At 67.6% G+C, this 15,435-nt stretch carries 16 protein-coding genes and 3 pseudogenes; 4 read left to right on the top strand and 15 right to left on the bottom strand.

What is annotated here, in order from left to right; all coding sequences use genetic code 11:
- Position 1: 1 nt before the first annotated feature.
- Positions 2-976 (bottom strand): glycosyltransferase family 2 protein, encoded by a 975-nt coding sequence (locus tag HNR12_RS22630; RefSeq protein ID WP_179769455.1) that lies wholly within the window; start codon positions 974-976, stop codon positions 2-4.
- Positions 973-1,407 carry an ATP-binding protein gene (locus tag HNR12_RS22625; protein ID WP_179769454.1) on the bottom strand — a complete coding sequence of 145 codons (435 nt, stop codon included), beginning with the start codon at positions 1,405-1,407 and terminating at the stop codon, positions 973-975. The genes HNR12_RS22630 and HNR12_RS22625 overlap by 4 nt, the downstream gene beginning before the upstream one ends.
- Positions 1,408-1,789: 382 nt before the next feature.
- Here HNR12_RS22625 and HNR12_RS22620 point away from each other — a divergent pair, with 382 nt between their 5' ends.
- Positions 1,790-3,016, top strand: coding sequence for a hypothetical protein (locus HNR12_RS22620; RefSeq protein WP_179769453.1), 1,227 nt, complete (start codon positions 1,790-1,792; stop codon positions 3,014-3,016).
- A complete protein-coding gene (locus HNR12_RS22615) occupies positions 3,013-3,519 on the top strand; it encodes a GNAT family N-acetyltransferase (protein ID WP_179769452.1) in 507 nt (168 codons plus the stop codon). The genes HNR12_RS22620 and HNR12_RS22615 overlap by 4 nt, the downstream gene beginning before the upstream one ends.
- Before the next feature lie 42 nt (positions 3,520-3,561).
- Here HNR12_RS22615 and HNR12_RS22610 read toward each other — a convergent pair whose 3' ends face one another.
- Positions 3,562-4,254, bottom strand: coding sequence for a hypothetical protein (locus tag HNR12_RS22610; protein WP_179769451.1), 693 nt, complete (start codon positions 4,252-4,254; stop codon positions 3,562-3,564).
- 601 nt (positions 4,255-4,855) lie between these two features.
- Here HNR12_RS22610 and HNR12_RS29825 point away from each other — a divergent pair.
- Positions 4,856-5,185 (top strand): annotated as a pseudogene (locus HNR12_RS29825) (methyltransferase, FxLD system); the annotation flags it as partial.
- Here HNR12_RS29825 and HNR12_RS29820 read toward each other — a convergent pair.
- The 4 genes and pseudogenes from HNR12_RS29820 to HNR12_RS29585 form a co-directional block, all read right to left on the bottom strand.
- Positions 5,162-5,878, bottom strand: a pseudogene (locus HNR12_RS29820) (serine hydrolase domain-containing protein); the annotation flags it as partial. The pseudogenes HNR12_RS29825 and HNR12_RS29820 overlap by 24 nt on opposite strands.
- 6 nt (positions 5,879-5,884) lie before the next feature.
- Entirely contained in the window at positions 5,885-6,712 is an 828-nt protein-coding gene (locus HNR12_RS28700) for an aminoglycoside phosphotransferase family protein (protein ID WP_246425153.1), read from the bottom strand.
- A 4-nt stretch (positions 6,713-6,716) separates the two neighbouring features.
- On the bottom strand, positions 6,717-6,965 hold the full coding sequence (locus HNR12_RS29590) for a hypothetical protein (RefSeq protein ID WP_218903487.1): 249 nt from the start codon (positions 6,963-6,965) through the stop codon (positions 6,717-6,719).
- A 172-nt stretch (positions 6,966-7,137) separates the two neighbouring features.
- Positions 7,138-7,317: pseudogene (locus tag HNR12_RS29585) on the bottom strand (JmjC domain-containing protein); the annotation flags it as partial.
- Between the two features lie 85 nt (positions 7,318-7,402).
- Between HNR12_RS29585 and HNR12_RS22590 the strand changes: the two are divergent.
- Positions 7,403-7,879: an NUDIX hydrolase gene (locus HNR12_RS22590; RefSeq protein ID WP_179769447.1), complete on the top strand. Its 477-nt coding sequence runs from the start codon at positions 7,403-7,405 to the stop codon at positions 7,877-7,879.
- A 38-nt stretch (positions 7,880-7,917) separates the two neighbouring features.
- Here the strand turns inward: HNR12_RS22590 and HNR12_RS29815 are convergent, their stop codons facing one another.
- The 8 genes from HNR12_RS29815 to HNR12_RS22550 form a co-directional block, all read right to left on the bottom strand.
- The gene (locus tag HNR12_RS29815) at positions 7,918-8,517 is read right to left on the bottom strand and encodes a histidine phosphatase family protein (protein WP_394353928.1); all 600 of its coding nucleotides are present in this window, start codon (positions 8,515-8,517) and stop codon (positions 7,918-7,920) included.
- A gap of 17 nt (positions 8,518-8,534) precedes the next feature.
- The gene (locus HNR12_RS22580; protein WP_179769445.1) at positions 8,535-9,281 is read right to left on the bottom strand and encodes an SDR family NAD(P)-dependent oxidoreductase; all 747 of its coding nucleotides are present in this window, start codon (positions 9,279-9,281) and stop codon (positions 8,535-8,537) included.
- A 1-nt stretch (position 9,282) separates the two neighbouring features.
- Positions 9,283-10,422, bottom strand: coding sequence for a hypothetical protein (locus HNR12_RS22575; protein WP_179769444.1), 1,140 nt, complete (start codon positions 10,420-10,422; stop codon positions 9,283-9,285).
- Between the two features lie 4 nt (positions 10,423-10,426).
- The gene (locus tag HNR12_RS29580; RefSeq protein ID WP_218902017.1) at positions 10,427-11,470 is read right to left on the bottom strand and encodes a glycosyltransferase family 9 protein; all 1,044 of its coding nucleotides are present in this window, start codon (positions 11,468-11,470) and stop codon (positions 10,427-10,429) included.
- 20 nt (positions 11,471-11,490) lie between these two features.
- Complete coding sequence (locus HNR12_RS22565; protein WP_179769442.1) at positions 11,491-12,051, bottom strand: phosphoribosyltransferase; 561 nt, start codon at positions 12,049-12,051, stop codon at positions 11,491-11,493.
- Entirely contained in the window at positions 12,048-13,928 is a 1,881-nt protein-coding gene (locus HNR12_RS22560) for a hypothetical protein (protein WP_218902016.1), read from the bottom strand. Before HNR12_RS22560 ends, HNR12_RS22565 begins: the two co-directional genes overlap by 4 nt.
- On the bottom strand, positions 13,928-14,485 hold the full coding sequence (locus HNR12_RS22555; RefSeq protein ID WP_179769441.1) for a DUF4254 domain-containing protein: 558 nt from the start codon (positions 14,483-14,485) through the stop codon (positions 13,928-13,930). Before HNR12_RS22555 ends, HNR12_RS22560 begins: the two co-directional genes overlap by 1 nt.
- A 610-nt stretch (positions 14,486-15,095) precedes the next feature.
- A complete protein-coding gene (locus HNR12_RS22550; RefSeq protein ID WP_179769440.1) occupies positions 15,096-15,425 on the bottom strand; it encodes a hypothetical protein in 330 nt (109 codons plus the stop codon).
- Positions 15,426-15,435: the final 10 nt, after the last annotated feature.

Genomic DNA, 15,435 nt, shown 5'->3' with positions numbered 1-15,435 from the left:
ATCAGGCTCCCGGAAGAGTGAGGGGGCGGCGCGCGGTGAGCGGCGGCGGTGTGACCCGGCGCGCTCTGGTCAGGCGCAGGCGTAGGCGCTCGGCCCGGTAGGCGCCGATCCGGGCCAGCTCGCGTGCGCCGTCGACGGCCAACTCGGGCCTGAGGAACCCCCACGCCCGTGCGAAGTCGGTCAGCGCGTCGGCGATGTCGCCCGCGCCGGCGCGGATGGCGGCGGGCACCACCCGCACGCTCTGGTGCATGCGTGCCACGCAGATGCCGTGGCCGGCGCCGTTGGCCAGGAAGTAGCCGGCGGTGGTCTCGCGCCGGTAGACGGGGTGGGAGACCACGGCGTCGGGGGTGATGACCACCGTCCGCCCGGCCTGGGAGAGCCGTTCGGCGATCTCCAGGTCCTCGGCATCGAGCTTCCAGCGGCCGCGCCTCCCCAGGTCGGTGCGGAACAGGCCGTGCTCGGCCAGGGCCTCGCGGGTCAGCAGCAAGTTGCAGCCGCACAGCCAGTAGGGCCACCCGAACGGCGCGGTGGCGGTGGGCCAGTCGAGAGGGCCGTGGCATTCGCGCTGGCCCCGGGTCATCTCCCGCACCGCGCCTTGGGGGTAGGTGACCTCGACCCGGCCGCCGACGCAGGCCGCGTCGGTGGAGCGCGCCGCCTCCACCAGCGCTTCCAACCACGTGGGAGCCGGGGTGATGTCGGGGTCGGTGACTGCTATGAAGGCGCCGCGTGCGGCGCGGATTCCGGTGTTGCGGCCGCGGCTGAGCCCGGCCTCGCGCTCGCGCAGGTGGTGCAGGGGGAAGGACCAGCCCCCGCCCGCGTGCTGGCGGGCCCGGGGCGCGGTGCGGGGCGGGTCGTTGTCCACGACCAGCACCTCGAAGGGGGCGCTCGTCGTCTGCTGGTCCAGCCCGCACAGCAGAGTGGGCAGGCGGTGGGCGTTGCCGCGTACGCTCACCACCACAGAGATCTCGGGAGTCATCGCAACCTTCCTTCCGGGCCGGGGGCGGCCGGCACCTCGCACCAGGCGCGCGTGAGCGTGGTGCCGATGTCCAGCCCCCAGCGGGAGCACACCGCGCCGACGAGGCAGAGGCCGCGGCCATCCAGGGCAAGGGGGTGGGGCAGCCGGGCTGCGGGAGCGGCTGCGGGGGCGTCGCTGCCCGGGTCGGTGACCCAGAGCCGCACCGTGCCGGGCGCGCACTGAACGCCCACCACGACGCGGCCACCGCGCGAGTGCCGGACGCAGTTGCTGAAGAACTCCGAGACGGCCAGTTCCAGGTCGGCTCTCACCCCCGCGGGCAGCCGCCTTAGGGCCCGGACCCAGCGGCGCACTTGCGGGGCCTGGTCGCGGCGAATGGCGAAGGTGGCCTCGGCTCTGAACTCCTCACGGCCGGCGGTTGTCGCATTCAGCATTGGGCGGTGCCCCCATCAGGGTGGGATTGGGCCTGCGCCCAGCACAGCGCACCCGCCTCTCGCGCGGCAGTACCTGCGGCCGCGATCGTCGTGGACCTCCGCCCGCGAGTGCGAAAAGCCGCGAAATCGCGCGGAACGCGGGGTGCGCCGGGGTACCGTCCGACCGTGCCGACCCCCCGCACCGCCTCGCCCCGCGCCCCGGCCGGCAGCGCCCCCCCGGGAGGCCAACAGCGCCCTGCGCGCCGCCCTCGACCACGCCGGATGGACGCCCCGCGACCTCATCCGGGCCCTCAACCCGCGCCTGGACGCCATCGGGCAGCCGCGCCTGGACCTGACCGCCGCCCACGCCTGGCTTCGCGGATCCCGGCCCCGCTCTCCGGCAGTGCGGCGCCTGACCGCCGCCGTCCTCTCCGAGGCCACGGGCACCCCCCACACCGCCGCGGCGCTCTGGGGAGCCATCCCCGGCCCCCGCGTCGAAGCCACGGCCACCGACGGGCTCCTCGGCCGGCGCTCGCTCACAGACGTCCTGGCCACCGCCACCGCCTGGACATCCGGCGATGTCTATGACCAGGTCGCCGTGCACCCCGCACCCGAGGACCGCCTCTTCGCCGCAGTCTGGGACGCCACCCGCCAAGCCCCGCACACGCCCGCACCCGCCGCAGCCGGGGCCGACCACGTCCACCCGCCGCTCATGGACCTGCTAGAGCGCCACCTCGCCGAACTCCGCCGACTCGATGACACCGCCGGAGGCGGCGCGCTGTCCCAGCGCTACGTCCGCACCGCCCTGGCCAACGTCCTGGACCTGCTGCGCCACAGCCGCTACACCCCCGCCATCGGCATCCGGCTCCTGCGCAACGCCGCGGGCCTGGCCCAGCTGGCCGGATGGATGGCCTTCGACGCCAGCCTGCCCGCGGCCGCCCAGCGCTACCAGCTGCTCGCCATCCGCCTGGCCCGCGCCGCTGAGGACCACGACGCCGTCGCCAACGTCCTGGGCATGCTCGCCTACCAGCACGCCGCCATCCACCACCCGGCCGCGGCGCTGCGCTTCGCCGAAGCCGCCCTCGACCACACCCACCGCAGCCTGCCGGTGGTGCGCGCACGCGCTCTGGGCCGCCTGGCCACCGCCCACGCCGCAGCCGGCGACATCGACGCCTTCCGCTCCGCCTCCGAGCAGTGCCGCGCCCTCCTCCAGCGGCACCGCGCACACGACGGCCCGCCCTACCTGTACTACTTCACGGCCGAGCAGGTCGCGGCTGAGGCCGGCCAGGCCCTGGTCGACCTCGCCGCCGCCAACGCCGCTTCCCCGCGGCGCCTGCTCACCGAGGCGGTACACCAGCTCGCCCCCCTGGCCGCCTACGGCCCTGCCACCGGGTACCGGCGCTCAGCGCTTCTGCACGGCATCCACCTCGCCCGCGCCACCCTGCAGGCCCGAGACGCCGAGGCCACCGTGCAGGCCCTACTCCGCCTCACTGACCACCTCGGCGACGTGCAGTCCATCCGGTGCCGCCACCTGCTGGCCCAGCTCAGGCGCCGCGCGGGCTCCCAGCTTCGATCCCCCGAGGGCGCCGATGCGCTGCGCCGGCTCGACCAGGCACTATCGGAGCCATGACCAACCTCCACCCTGGACCACTTCCGGCCGCCGCGGTTGTGCTGGCCGCCGTCCCCTATGACCATCCTCAGGCGCGCAGCCTCACACGCGACCTCTACACCGAGCAGGTCGCCACCTACGGATTCGCCGACGACCCCAGCACCACCTCGGACGCCTCCTTCAACCCCGGGTTGTTCGTCGTCGCGCTGCTGGGAGGACGCGCCGTGGGCTGCGGCGGGTGGCGCCTCCTTGGCCCCCGCACCGCCGAGATCAAACGCATGTATGTCCAGCCCCAGTTCCGCGGATTGTCCCTGGGCGCGCGGATTCTCGACCACCTCGAAGCCGACGCCGCCGCCCACGGCGCGTCGCGCCTGGTCCTGGAGACCGGAGCCGCCAACCACGCCGCCCTGGCCCTGTACCGTCTCCGTGGTTACCGCCCCATGCCCTCATACGTTGCTGGTCGAGACCCGGCCATCAACCGCGCACTGGGCAAAACGGTTCCGCGACCTCCCAAGCCTGACTAGTACGCAGCGTTCCGCAATCGCCCTTGGTCTGGGGAAGCAGAGTCACGGAGCGGGAGAGCACCGCTTGCACCTGCGGTAACGGCGCCCGCCCTGAGGCCCGGTATTGGCCGCCATCCACGCCCGCGCTTCAAGGGCCGTCATCGGCTGAAACGGCACCCAGAAGTCCAGGAACGACAGGTCCACCGTGGTTCCATAAGGATCATGGACGTCGAGGTAGTGGGCGAAGACCCGCAGCCCCTCGGTGTCCTCGGCGGCCGGCGGAGCGAACTCCGCGGGCATGCGCTGGCGCACGGCCGCGCAGCCGATCTCATGGAGCCCTTTGGCGTTGCCCGCGGCAAAGGGGTACTGCTCAGGCGAGACCCACCGGTGCCAGCGCCGGGCAGCCGTTTCCACCACGCCAGCAAAGGCCGCACGGCTGTCCTCGCACCGCTGGCACCCGCCAGCACGCCGGCACCGCGCCTTCCGCTCCTCAGCGGATTCCTCGCGGCCGACCTCCCTGCCGAGGCGGGCAGCCGCCTCCCGCAGCAGGTCGCCGGCCTGGCCCGCGCTCAGGGCGCCGCGCTCCACGGCACCGAGCAGGTCTAGGACGGCACAAAGTTCGACCTGGAAACCAAAGCCCTCGGCGACCGGGCGCTCCCAGGCCTGGGGAAAAGACTGTCCGAACGTGAACTCGACATCGTGCAGGATCACCTCGGAGGAGGCCGACCGCAGGGTGATCCGGTGCTCAGTGGGCACGGTGCCTCCTCGCTCACCTTCTAGCGGTCGTCGCAACCCCCTGAGCCAGGGGATGCGATGGGGTTCGAGATCCGCAAGGACAGAGGGCCACAGGGCCGCAAGAAGCTAGAGCGGGAGCGGGGCGCCTTTGCGTTTGCCATAGCCCGGAACGGGAGTTGACCACAGAAGTACCGTGCGCGAGCCCGCTCCGCCGGTAGATCTCGCCTTGGTTCTGCGCGTGCATGCAAGGAAAGGCGAGGACAGAGCGCGCTACCAACAATGCGCACGGCATTCCGTCTATGTCACCTGGGGTCTACGGGCAATTGACGCCTCGCTGTGCCACGGTTGGGCCGATCTCGTCCAGGTCGCCGTTCGCATGGCCGCCGACTCCGTGGACGGGGAGACCTTTGCCGTTTCGAAGCTCGCGGGCCGATTCACCGCCTACCTGGCGCAGTCAGCACCAGCCACCAGCCCGGCGCTGCTGGACGGCCAAGCCGGAATCCAGCTCGCCCAGCTCGCCGCCACGACCGGCAACCCTCCCGATAGCCGCTGGGACGCCAGCTTGTTGCTCGGCGCCTAGCACCGACCCACCGGTATCGACTCCAACCAATGAAGGGACACCATGACCGCCATGACCAGCGACCAGGCCCGCTCGCCCGAGGAGCTGCGCGCCGAGATGGTCGACCGGATCATCACCGACCGGCAAGCCATCGCCGGCCTGCATCCGCTGTCTGAGCGGGTGCTGGAGACGATGCGCCGCGTGCCGCGACACTCGTTCGTCCCCGACGCCGACCTCGTCCAGGCGTACGCCGAGGAGGCCGTCATCACCAAGCGGGCGGCCGATGGCGCAGCTCTGTCCTGTGCGTCGGTGCCGGGGGTCGTGGCGATGATGCTCGACCAGCTCAACGTCCAGCCCGGCGACCACATCTTGGAAATCGGAGCCGGTACCGGCTACAACGCCGCACTGCTGGCGGAGCTGACCGGCCCGACCGGGCAGGTCACGACCGTCGACTTCGGTGGGGGCGGCTCGGACCGCCAGATCATCGGGCAGGGGGCCGAACCGGGTGTCGTCCATGCCCAAAGGCGCCCATACCCGCTCGGTTGCCAAGTTGGGCAATGGCGCACTGCCCAGGTGTTCGGCGAGGTAACCCAGGATGAGCGCGGCCCGGTCGGTGTAGTCGATCGCTTGGCCGGGCGGGCGGTTCAGGGCTTCGCGAAGGCTTCCGCGGCGGATGCGCTCCGGCTCGGTGCCATAAAGCTGGCGGGAGCGCAACGGCAACCCCGCAGTGTGCGTCAGGAGTTGCCGCACGGTAACCGGGGACAGCGGGGCTCCGTCGACTTCGTCGGGCATGAGGCGGCCGAGGGGCTCGTCCAAGTCCAGGGCACCCGTCTGCCACCAGGTGCCGATGAGTGCCCATACCGCGATGACCTTTGTGAGCGAGGCCAGGTCCCACAGGGTGTCGGCGCCCACGGGAGTCGGGTCGTCCGGATCGAGCACGCCCGCTCCGCCGTGGTGAACCAAGCCGGCGCCATCACCCAGCGCCCACACACCTCTGGGGGTGCTCTCGATCGGCGACGGCCTGCTCCACAAGTGCCTGGACGCGCTCGGGCGGGGCGGCGCCTCCAGCACCGCGGCTCCACTCATCTGCGACTACTGCGGCGTCGAAGTAAGCAAATCCCGTGCGGACTTCCTAGCGTAGGGCGCAAGGCGCGCGTGCAGCTCGTCGCGTTCGGCAGCCTGGATGACCTCGGCCGCGCTGACCAACTGGGCGAGGCGGCCTTCCTCGGATGCCAAGACGTCGGCGAAGCTCGTGCGGACCTCGGTGGCCGCTTCCCCCTGGGGAAGGGCATAGGTGAGCAGCGTCGCCGCGTCGTATCCGACGGGAGCCCACCCCCACCCCTCCCAGTCGAGGAATTCGAGGGGATCGCCGAGGTTGGCCCAGTGCAGATCGCCGTGGCTGGCCTCCCACTTCTTCACCGTCAGGTCCACGCCGGCCTCGGCGACCTCGGGAATGAACCTGGCGATACGGCCGACGTATGCCTGCGTGAGCACCTGTCGGCGGGGCGGGAGCGACACGGTGTGGACCGTGTCCAGCGCCGCGCGCAGGTCCGCCCACCACTGCGGGCTCAGTCCGACCGGCCCGGCGAGGTCAGGGGTGGTGGAGATGACCGAGCCCCGCATGCGCTCCCACACGTGCGCGATGAAGCCCGGGTCTGAGCCCCAGGCGTACTCGGAGACGAGGGCCGGGCGCGGAACGGTGGCGGGCAGAAGCGCATCGGCCAGGTGCACGCCCTCGAACGCCTTGCGGCCCGCCTTGGACAGGGCAGCGACGCGCAGCCAAACGGGGCGCTTGTCGGAGTCCAGGCAGGGGCCGCTCAGAGAGCGCCCGCCCAAGCCGATGTGCGTCGGGTCGCCCTCGGGCACGAGCCACAACTGCATGACGGCGTAGCGCCAGGCGTTGAGGAGGTCTTCGGGCAAGTGGTCAGGAGAGGAGGTCACTGATGTCCTTCAGGCGGGTCAGGGGCAAGGGCGCGCGGGCGACGGCTGCGGCTGCCGTGGTCCAGTGCTCCGAACTGGAGACCCCGACCAGAACCCCCGACACGCCGGGGGTCGAGGCGGTGACCATCAACGCCACCTCCGCTCCCGAGGCCCCGGGACAGATGTAGTCGGCCAGGCGCGCGTTGATCCGGGTGACCAGGTCGCCTCCGTGGAGCGGAGCAGAAGCCCACACCTCCCATCCTCGCGCCTGCGCCTCGATGAGGGGACCGGTTCCCGTTACCGCCTGCGCGATGGGCGCGATCTCCACCAGCGAGACCGGGAGTTGGACGGCGCGCAGACCGGTCCGGTCGCCGCCGGCGGCCTCGCGGGGGAGCCGGACGAGGTCGCTGGTCGGAGTACAGCGGCGCGTGGCGGGTGAACCCGTAGATGCGCCAGCGCTTGCGTCCGGATACCTGGACCACGATGACGCCGTGGTCGTCCCAGTGCACGCCGAAACCTTGCACGCTGGTCCAGGAGGCGTAGGCGTTGACCTGGACGCGGGTGCTCAGGTTGCGCGAGGGCGCGACCCTGGTGGTGGACGCCATCGTCAAAGTTGGTGGGGCGACATGCCCGCGGCGACGTTGACGATTATCGCGCCATTGGAATAGGCCATCCCTGTAGGGTGCAGCTATGACGGAACAGTCCTTCGTGGCGGTGCGGCGGCGTGCGGCGCGAGCGATCTTGATCGACAATCAGGCACGCCTAGTGCTGATAAAGCGGACCAAGCCGGGACAGCCGCCGTACTGGACCACCCCGGGCGGGGGAGTTGAAGCAGACGACGACTCCGTTGAGACGGCGCTGCACCGCGAACTCGCCGAGGAGTTGGGGGCGACGGCTGAAAGGGCGTCGCAGGTGTTCCTTTTCAGTTCGTCATCCGATGCCGGTGTGGATGTGCAGCACTTCTTCGTGGCCAGGCTGTCGTCGTTGGACGAGTCCGCCCGCAGCGGACCGGAGTTCAATGACCCAACTCGAGGTGGCTATACGCTGGACCGGGTGCCGCTGCGGAGCGAGGAGTTGGCGTCGATCGATCTGAAGCCGACGGCCTTGAAGGAATTCATCCTAGCCAATGACGCAGCGCTCCTGGCCGAGGCGGCATCCGTGGTTTGAACAGAATGTGACGCGGTGCGCGAGGTGGCACAGCGCAGTTAGAGACGTGGCTGTTCCTCACCGTGCGTGCTTCCCGGTAATGGTTCCCACAGACGTGATGGGTCCAGGCGGAAGCCTTTAGCGGATTCGAAAACTGCTACGGGATCCCGGCTTCCGAGATGCAGGGCGGCGACCGCACCGATAAGCAGCCGGTGGGACACGATAAGGACCGGACCGTGTCCGGACACGAGGTCATCTGCGATGGTTGCAGCGCTTTGTGCCCGCGTGCTGAAGGCGTGCAGGCTTTCCCCGCCCGGGAGCGCACATCGCGTGTCCTGAGCACGCTGGTTGCGCCAGGCGCGATACTCGCCCGGATACTCTTCGGGTGTGCGTCCGAGCACACATGTCGGGGCGGTCCACTCGGTGAAGGCGCCTATGGGCGCGCCCAGGCGGGCGCCGAGCGCGCTCGCAACGATCGCTGCGGTCTGGCGGGCTCGGCGAAGCGGGCTGGGAATGACGAGAACGGGCGGTTCATAGCGGCTGCGCATGCTGTGTGCGGCTGTTTCGGCTTCGATGGCGCCCCTGACACTCAGCGGGCTGTCCGGGTGAGGATGGGCCTGCGGGCGGTTCAGACCGTCTTCGCACGTACCGTGACGCATCCACAACACGGCTGGGCTCATGTCATGCACCAGCCGCCGTCAACGGTGAGGCACTGGCCGGTGATGAAGCCGGCGTCGGGGGACACGAGGAACTCGACAGCGGCGGCGATGTCTTCGGGACGTCCGCGTCTTTTGATGCACTGGCGCTCCAGTTGGCGACCGACCATGGCTTCGGGATCGTCAACGACGGCTCGTTCGGCGGGGACCTCGATGGAGCCAGCCCTAATGCAGTTCACGGTGACCCCATGCAGACCAAGTTCCCGGGCCAAGGCGCGGACAAGTCCTTCTAGTCCGCTTTTGGCCGCAATGTACCCGGCGAGTTCAACGCGGCCGAGTTGGGTCAGCACCGAGGAGACGGCGATGATACGGCCGACGCCGCGTCGGCAGAGTGCGGGAGCGGCGAGCTTGGCGCACGCAGCGTGAGTGATGAGGTTGGTCTCGACCTGGTGGCGGAAGGTAGGGAGATCGAGGTTGTTCCATGGCGTGCGTGGATAGGCGCCGGCGTTGGAGACAAGGATTGCTAAACGTTCGTTGGCCTGGTCTATCTCGCGTTCCAGCGCGCCGATGGTGGCTTCTCGGGTTAGGTCTCCGATGACGCTGACGACGTCAGCTCCCGCCCGTTGCGCCTGGCCGACCACATGACGGAGGTCGTCGTCATTGGCGAGGTGGGTCAGGATCAGATCGTGTCGTACAGCCAGGCGGGCGGCGATCGCTGCCCCGATCCCGGACCCGGCTCCGGTGATGAGAGCGATGGGACGTGGCATGTCAGGTGGCCTCCATTGGTTCCGGGGTCAGTGCGAGGAGATCAGCGAGCCGGGTGGCGGGGTCGAGGGTTTCGGCAAGCAAGGCAACAGAGAGAGCAGTCTCGCGTGGGTTCAGCTCGGCAAGGTTGTAGACGGCCAACAGCCGCATTACCAGGTAGGGGCGCAGCCAGGTCATGAGGTCATCGATGCCAAGAACTCGAGCGAGCGGGAGAACGATCTCGGATAGATAGCGGCGAAGCACATGCCGGCGGGCAGGGCTGGGCGAGTGGCGGTAGTGGATGACAAGCTCGGAGCCGTGGTGATGAATCCGCACTGCGGGCTTGGCAAGCGAGGCTCGGGCGAGAGCTGCGGGGTGGTCGCGAAACGCGGCCGGTGCCTGGTGCGGAGTGAGCCAGGAGCCGTGTAGACGCTGGTATATCAGGAAGCAGGCGAACTCGCCTGGGAGGGCGTTGAGTCCTCCGGTGTCGTAGTCAAACCACACGGGGCCGCCTTCGGATGACCAGCCGATGTTGACATCGGTGGGATCGCCTTGGGTGACGGCAGCCCACACAGGCTTGTGGGGCGCGAAATGTGCTCGTAGCCAGGTCAGCAGTGCATCGAAGTCCATTTGGTAGGTGCGGCCGTTGACGGCGAACTGGGTCTGTGCCCATTGCGAAGGGCGGAGTCCTCGCCGCCCTTCATTCATCACGGACCACGGCGCATCAGGGCGGTAGTAGCAGTCGACCCGTCCGCCAGTTCGAGCACGGTCGCCGTAAAGCTTGCTGATGGTCTCGGCGTTGGTCACGTACTTCAGTGTTCGATCGATGGTGCGCCGGTAGAGGGTCAAGATCTCAGTGAGGCAGATATCCAACCGCCATCGGTTGCCGGTTCGGTCGGCATGGGTTATTTCGTCCAGCAGTAGGCCGTAGTCGGTGGCCAGGTGGTGCCAGCGCTCGTAGAAGAGGATCGTCCACCGGCCGATACGGCTGGTTCCGCGGAGGTTGGGCACCGGGTAGTACGTGCGTAGCCGAGCGTGTCCGGTGCGCTCGGCCCTTGCTTCGTCTCGGTGGGGGTTGGCTTTAACGAACCATCGTTCGTTGCGGTAGTCCAAATGCCAGGTGTGGTTGGCCGTGAAACGTCGATGGTTCGAGATTCGCAGCATCGGCTCACCACCAGCCAGCCACGCTGCCGATGAAGTCGGCAATCAGCGTTTCAGGAATCTGGCCCAGGCCCTCGTAGGACCACAGCGCGTCGTCGAGCTGGTCCCGTACCGGGCAGCGGTCGGCGGCGGCGAGCATCTGCGAAAAAGGGGTGGCGATCGCATGGTGATTGCTGCGTCCCGTGGTCCACTTGGTATGCGAGTGCCGTCCGTAGAGACCAACTACCTGGGGTGCTGTTCCGTCGGAACGTTCGGTCAGTGCGGCCAGATGGGTCAGCCCTGTGTCGTTGCCGATCACGACCTCAGCAGAAGCGAAGACGTCGAGGCAGTCCACGGCATCGATGCCGGCAAGGACGTCGATATCGCCGCATGGTGCCGGTTCGGGGTCCTTTCCGGTGATCAAAGTGAATGACCAAGGTACGGAAAGTCGCGCCGTAAGCAGGCTTGCGAAGTGGGCGAAGCGTCCCCAGTTGTAGTCCTTGCGGGTGGGCCAACTAGTCGCCGTAATGAACACCACGTGAAAACGGCGCACTTGTTGGCCTGAGGCAAACGATGGAAGGGGCGACCGATCAGCGGGTAGGCGGATGCCGAGCCGCTGTTCCACTTCCAAGTAGTAGCGCATGGGCAGGGCATCGTGAACTTCGACGTTTGTGGTGTCCAGGAGGTCAAGCCATGGCTTGGGATCTTCGGGAACAGCACGGAAGACAACATCGTCTCTGTTTCCCGTGCTGTGAACGATGTGCGGCCCTTCGGAGAATTCGGTGGCGAGGGGAAGGCGACAGCGTTGCATCAGGCGGGGCCGTGGCCCCGTGTAATGCGCTTCATCCCCCATTGACGTGCCGTCAAGGAGGCCATTCAGCAACCCCAACGCGAGCAAGGAATCACCGAGCCCACGTTCACCGAGGACAACGGACCATCCACTTCGCTGGATTTCGGATGCGGCGCCGGCTGCTGGTGGATGCTGCCCCTCCGCACGGCGGTACGGCAGGCAGGGAGCCAAAGGTGCGAACGCACGGGGCACGACAACGCGTCCGCCACGGCGTGTGGTCACGGCACCGACCATCCACGGATTCATATCCGGGTGAGAGTGCATAGAGGCACCTCCAGTGAGTCTTCCAGCAGCGATCGAGCGTCGCCTGTGGTGTCCTCGATCAGGCAGACCGCGCCGACCACCTCGACGGCCGCGCCTCGCAGTTCACTCACAAGGTTGGCGAGTGTGTTGCCGGTCGTGGTTTCGTCATCGATCAACAGCACCTTCTTCCCGGTGAGGTCGCCATAGGCGAAGACATCGCTGCGCTGGGCGTGGGGTTCGGTGAAGCGGAGCTTGCTAGGCAGGTCGAGATCGAGTTTCCAGGCCAGCCGGTAGGGCACACCGCTGGCCAGCGCCACGGCGATGGTGGGCAGGATGCCGCCCGCGTCCAGTCCCAGCAGCAACTCCGGGGTAGCGAAGGCCGGATGACGGCGCCAACTCCGCCACAGGGCACTGCCAGCACGCAGCAGTGCTGTCGGCTCCACTTGCTGGTCAATGCCGTCGAGCGGGTGCACGATGCGGACGTCCCGGCTCTGGGCTGCGACGTTCAGACGGCGGACGCGACGCGCGTGATAGCCGAGGTGGTGTGGAGTGGTCGTCATGGGTTCACCCTTGCGGTGTGGTCGAGGCTGTCGATATATGCCAGCATCCGCACCGTCGCCACGGTGAGTCGGCGGCCCACTTCGGGATCGAGGGGGTCGCGGATGAGGTCATCGAGGGAGGGTGGCGCACAGCCCGCTGCTGGGTGATGGTGGGCGAACGCCGCAAGGACGTCTTCGGCGGTGTCGAGGTGGTGGCCGTCAGCGCGCAGCAAGATCTTCGCCAGAAGCACGAGGTGCTTGTACACAGCTCGGACGTCGGTGTGCTCGGTGGCGAGCAGCCGCCGCGTGGTCATTGCCACGAGTCCTAGTTCCCCGCGGCTGAGACGGTCGACATGTGCGCGGGTAGGAACGGGGATCCGGTAATCCACCCGCCGGTAGAGGACACCGAAGCCATCCGCAGCGCGTCGAAGGGATTGCGCGACACGCGGCGGTATCCGAAGCGCCGCGATGTCGCCAATGGTGAAAGCGCTGACGCCGACCTTGACTCCTTGCGGGGCCGGAAGGGTCCCGACCGCGCCGCGCAGCCAGTCCAACGGCAAGGTGTTGCGGACAACGAGCAGGTCAATATCGCTCCACCTTTCGCGCCACTGCGGACTTCCGGTGCTTCCGGTGGCCAGCACGAGAGCGGTCTGCTCATCACGCAAATACTCGGTGGCCTCTTGCAGCCACCTGCCTTGTTTCGCCGGCCAACCGGTAGGCGGTACGGTGTGGCGCAGGCCCGTTGCTGTGACCAACCGCTTCACTCCAAACTTCAACGCACTTAGAGGACCAGAATTTTCAAGTATGTGATCGGCGATATCTGCGACCCGATGGGCGCCTCGCTTGAATTTTATGGTGTCGCGCTCCCGCACTTGTGCCGTCGTTTCCGCCGCACGACTGACGCGAACCGCTAGGTCTGCCGCGACGAAGACAACGCGGCAACGATCGCCCCAGACGCGCTTCAAATGCGCCGTCGCTTTGAAGCGGTGCGCGCTTTCAACGCTGATAGTGCGAGCTTTGCTACTCGCTGCGAAGCGTAGTATTTCCTCGGTGAGGCGTTCGGCTTGCTCGACCTCTGACCACGCCTGGTAGGGGTCGGATACGCCAGCACGAAGCGCGGCTATCTCCAGTAGGTAGCCGATCTTCAGCCGGGTCACACCGTGCTCGCTGCGGAGCAGTTCACCGACCGTGCTCTTACCGCTCTCAGACATGCCGGCTAGCATCCAAAGACGCTCCAGCGAAGCCCTGGGCAAGGACAGGACACACAAACCGTGTTCCTGAAGCCGAGCACGCAGGAGCCTTTGTACGTCGAGGATGGCAGTTTCCGCGATGTCGAGTACCACGTCGTAGTCACCGCGCTCAACCTGGACGAGCATGATCTCGGCGAGTGCTCTCTGGTAGGCGCGGTACCGCTCGCCCACCGGTCCCACTTCACGGTTGAGCGCTTCAGCGGCCTCGTGAGCCGGAACGGCAGACCGTCGCAGCAGCACGTGTACCTCTCGGCGCGGCCCCGGAGGCGGCAGGTGGTCCGCAGCGATTCGGTCCACCAACGCCAACGCTTCATCCAGGGCGAGTCCGTCCTTGATGACGGAGGTCGCTGCGCAGACAGCTCGAAGCATCGGCAATCCGCGGTCCTCCAAGGCGAACGTACCGCTACCGGCACGGCGCGCGGCGTGGCTACGCATCACCAATTCGACGTGTTCGGCAGTGCTGGAGCTGACGAACCACCAATGCGCGAAGTCGTCCGAAGCCACCTCCTGCCAGCGGGAATCCCAGGCATCGATGGTGCCGACCAACTGAGCCCCTGGCATTCCACGATGCAGCCACGTGAGATTGGTCGTCTTGCCGATGTTGTCCACACCGTTCAGCGACACCGAAGTCGGGGTGCTGCTTTTCATCACTGCGCCTCACCGCCGTAGGTCTTCAGCGAGCGCCATACCGGAAGCCGTCGTTGACCGGCTCCGATGTCACGGACAAGATCGTCGTAGGCGTCAGCTAATTGCATAAGCTGGCGAAGGGCAAGGCGGGCACGATTACGGTTCCCAGACTCCCTAATATTTTTGGCGCGGATCCATGCGATAGCCAGGCGATCAACGACGGATCCCAAAGTCTCCGTGTGCAGTGGTGCTTCTTCTGTCTTGCTGGTGACATTGCGATCGGCCCATGTGTCGATCTGTTCCACAAGAGAAACACGGCGCGCATTTAGGGCATCGATACGACGCTTACTCTCGGCGATCTCGTCGACGGATGCACCGGGCCTTCTGCTTGCGTCTTCAGCGTTCCACTGCTGCTGATGTAGACTTGCCAGGGCATATGCGGTCGCCAATACCAAAGATGGATTCGAGTTTTGTTCGGTGGTACCGAAGAATGCCTCGATGATAGACGCGGACCGAGGTAGAAGATCTCTGACGTCCAATGCAACCTGCGATCGTGCGTTGGTCTCGCCACGAGTCATGAACAGCGCTTCCTTAAGTCGATGCCAATGGGCGCGTCTGTGCCGTGCTCAACATGGGATCAGACGAGATCTTCCTCTGTTTCGTTTATCGTTCGACGCGTTTCTGTAGAGGTTGCAGTGGCTTACTGCGCCACACGTTGCTAAAGGGCATGGGCCTAACGAGATAGGGGAGAATAATCCGGATAACTATTACTCTCGGACGGTTGGCATTCCGGCGATGAGGCGTCCCAGTTCGGTCCCGCCACCCGTGGCGCCGATGGCCTGGGCCAGCCGACGCCCTTCGCGCGCGGAGTCGAGCGCGGTATGGATTCGCTGCGTCCGCCGGTGGGCAAGGGCGAGTCCGCACGGGGGCGCACCACCAGGTCGGCAAAGACGAGGCGTGCCTCGCGGTTGCGCTGATCATGTGCAGGTGCCACGCCTCAGCGGTGAGGACGTCCACGGCACGGGGGAACGCCGCGTGGTGTCACTGGTCACCAGGTACAGCGGAAGGAGGGCGGTGATGTAGACGACGAACGAGTGCAGGTCCATGGGGGTCTCATCTAGAGAGGTGAAGAGGAAGGCACGGCGGCGGGCCGAAGGGAGGAGGGTGGTCACCCCGCCGCCGTGCCGGTCAGTGGGGCCGCGCCGCGCGGGGGCAGCTGCGGCGGGCGAGGTCGTCCAGGGTGTCGCTGGCGCGGGCGAGGACCGCCGGCTCCTGGCCGATCGGCCACGAGGCAGGGTCAGCGCCGGGGCTGTGAAACGTCCAGGTGCTCTGGCTCTCAGGGTTGGCGGCGACCAGCTCCACGCTGACGCGGCGGCCGAAGCGCTGGACGGCGAAGTGGCGACCGTTGCCGTCTTCGTCGGGGGTGACCCGCACGCCGTAGGTGCGGGAGAACCGGGTCAGCCGGTCCACGGCTGCGGCGACCGTGGCGATCGGTGCGGAGGGCTTTCTGTGCGGCATCGCTTCTCCC

It is taken from the genome of Streptomonospora nanhaiensis, from assembly GCF_013410565.1.
In the GTDB taxonomy this organism is placed as follows: domain Bacteria; phylum Actinomycetota; class Actinomycetes; order Streptosporangiales; family Streptosporangiaceae; genus Streptomonospora; species Streptomonospora nanhaiensis.
This window is presented reverse-complemented; position numbering and strand designations above follow the sequence as displayed.

Excerpts from the sequence above, each read along its gene's own strand:
- HNR12_RS22630 (WP_179769455.1), bottom strand. The coding sequence starts at position 976 with ATGACTCCCGAGATCTCTGTGGTGGTGAGCGTACGCGGCAACGCCCAC.
- HNR12_RS22625 (WP_179769454.1), bottom strand. The coding sequence starts at position 1,407 with ATGCTGAATGCGACAACCGCCGGCCGTGAGGAGTTCAGAGCCGAGGCC.
- HNR12_RS22615 (WP_179769452.1), top strand. The coding sequence starts at position 3,013 with ATGACCAACCTCCACCCTGGACCACTTCCGGCCGCCGCGGTTGTGCTG.
- HNR12_RS22590 (WP_179769447.1), top strand. The coding sequence starts at position 7,403 with ATGACGGAACAGTCCTTCGTGGCGGTGCGGCGGCGTGCGGCGCGAGCG.
- HNR12_RS29815 (WP_394353928.1), bottom strand. The coding sequence starts at position 8,517 with ATGCGTCACGGTACGTGCGAAGACGGTCTGAACCGCCCGCAGGCCCAT.
- HNR12_RS22580 (WP_179769445.1), bottom strand. The coding sequence starts at position 9,281 with ATGCCACGTCCCATCGCTCTCATCACCGGAGCCGGGTCCGGGATCGGG.
- HNR12_RS22575 (WP_179769444.1), bottom strand. The coding sequence starts at position 10,422 with ATGCTGCGAATCTCGAACCATCGACGTTTCACGGCCAACCACACCTGG.
- HNR12_RS22565 (WP_179769442.1), bottom strand. The coding sequence starts at position 12,051 with ATGACGACCACTCCACACCACCTCGGCTATCACGCGCGTCGCGTCCGC.
- HNR12_RS22560 (WP_218902016.1), bottom strand. The coding sequence starts at position 13,928 with ATGAAAAGCAGCACCCCGACTTCGGTGTCGCTGAACGGTGTGGACAAC.
- HNR12_RS22555 (WP_179769441.1), bottom strand. The coding sequence starts at position 14,485 with ATGACTCGTGGCGAGACCAACGCACGATCGCAGGTTGCATTGGACGTC.
- HNR12_RS22550 (WP_179769440.1), bottom strand. The coding sequence starts at position 15,425 with ATGCCGCACAGAAAGCCCTCCGCACCGATCGCCACGGTCGCCGCAGCC.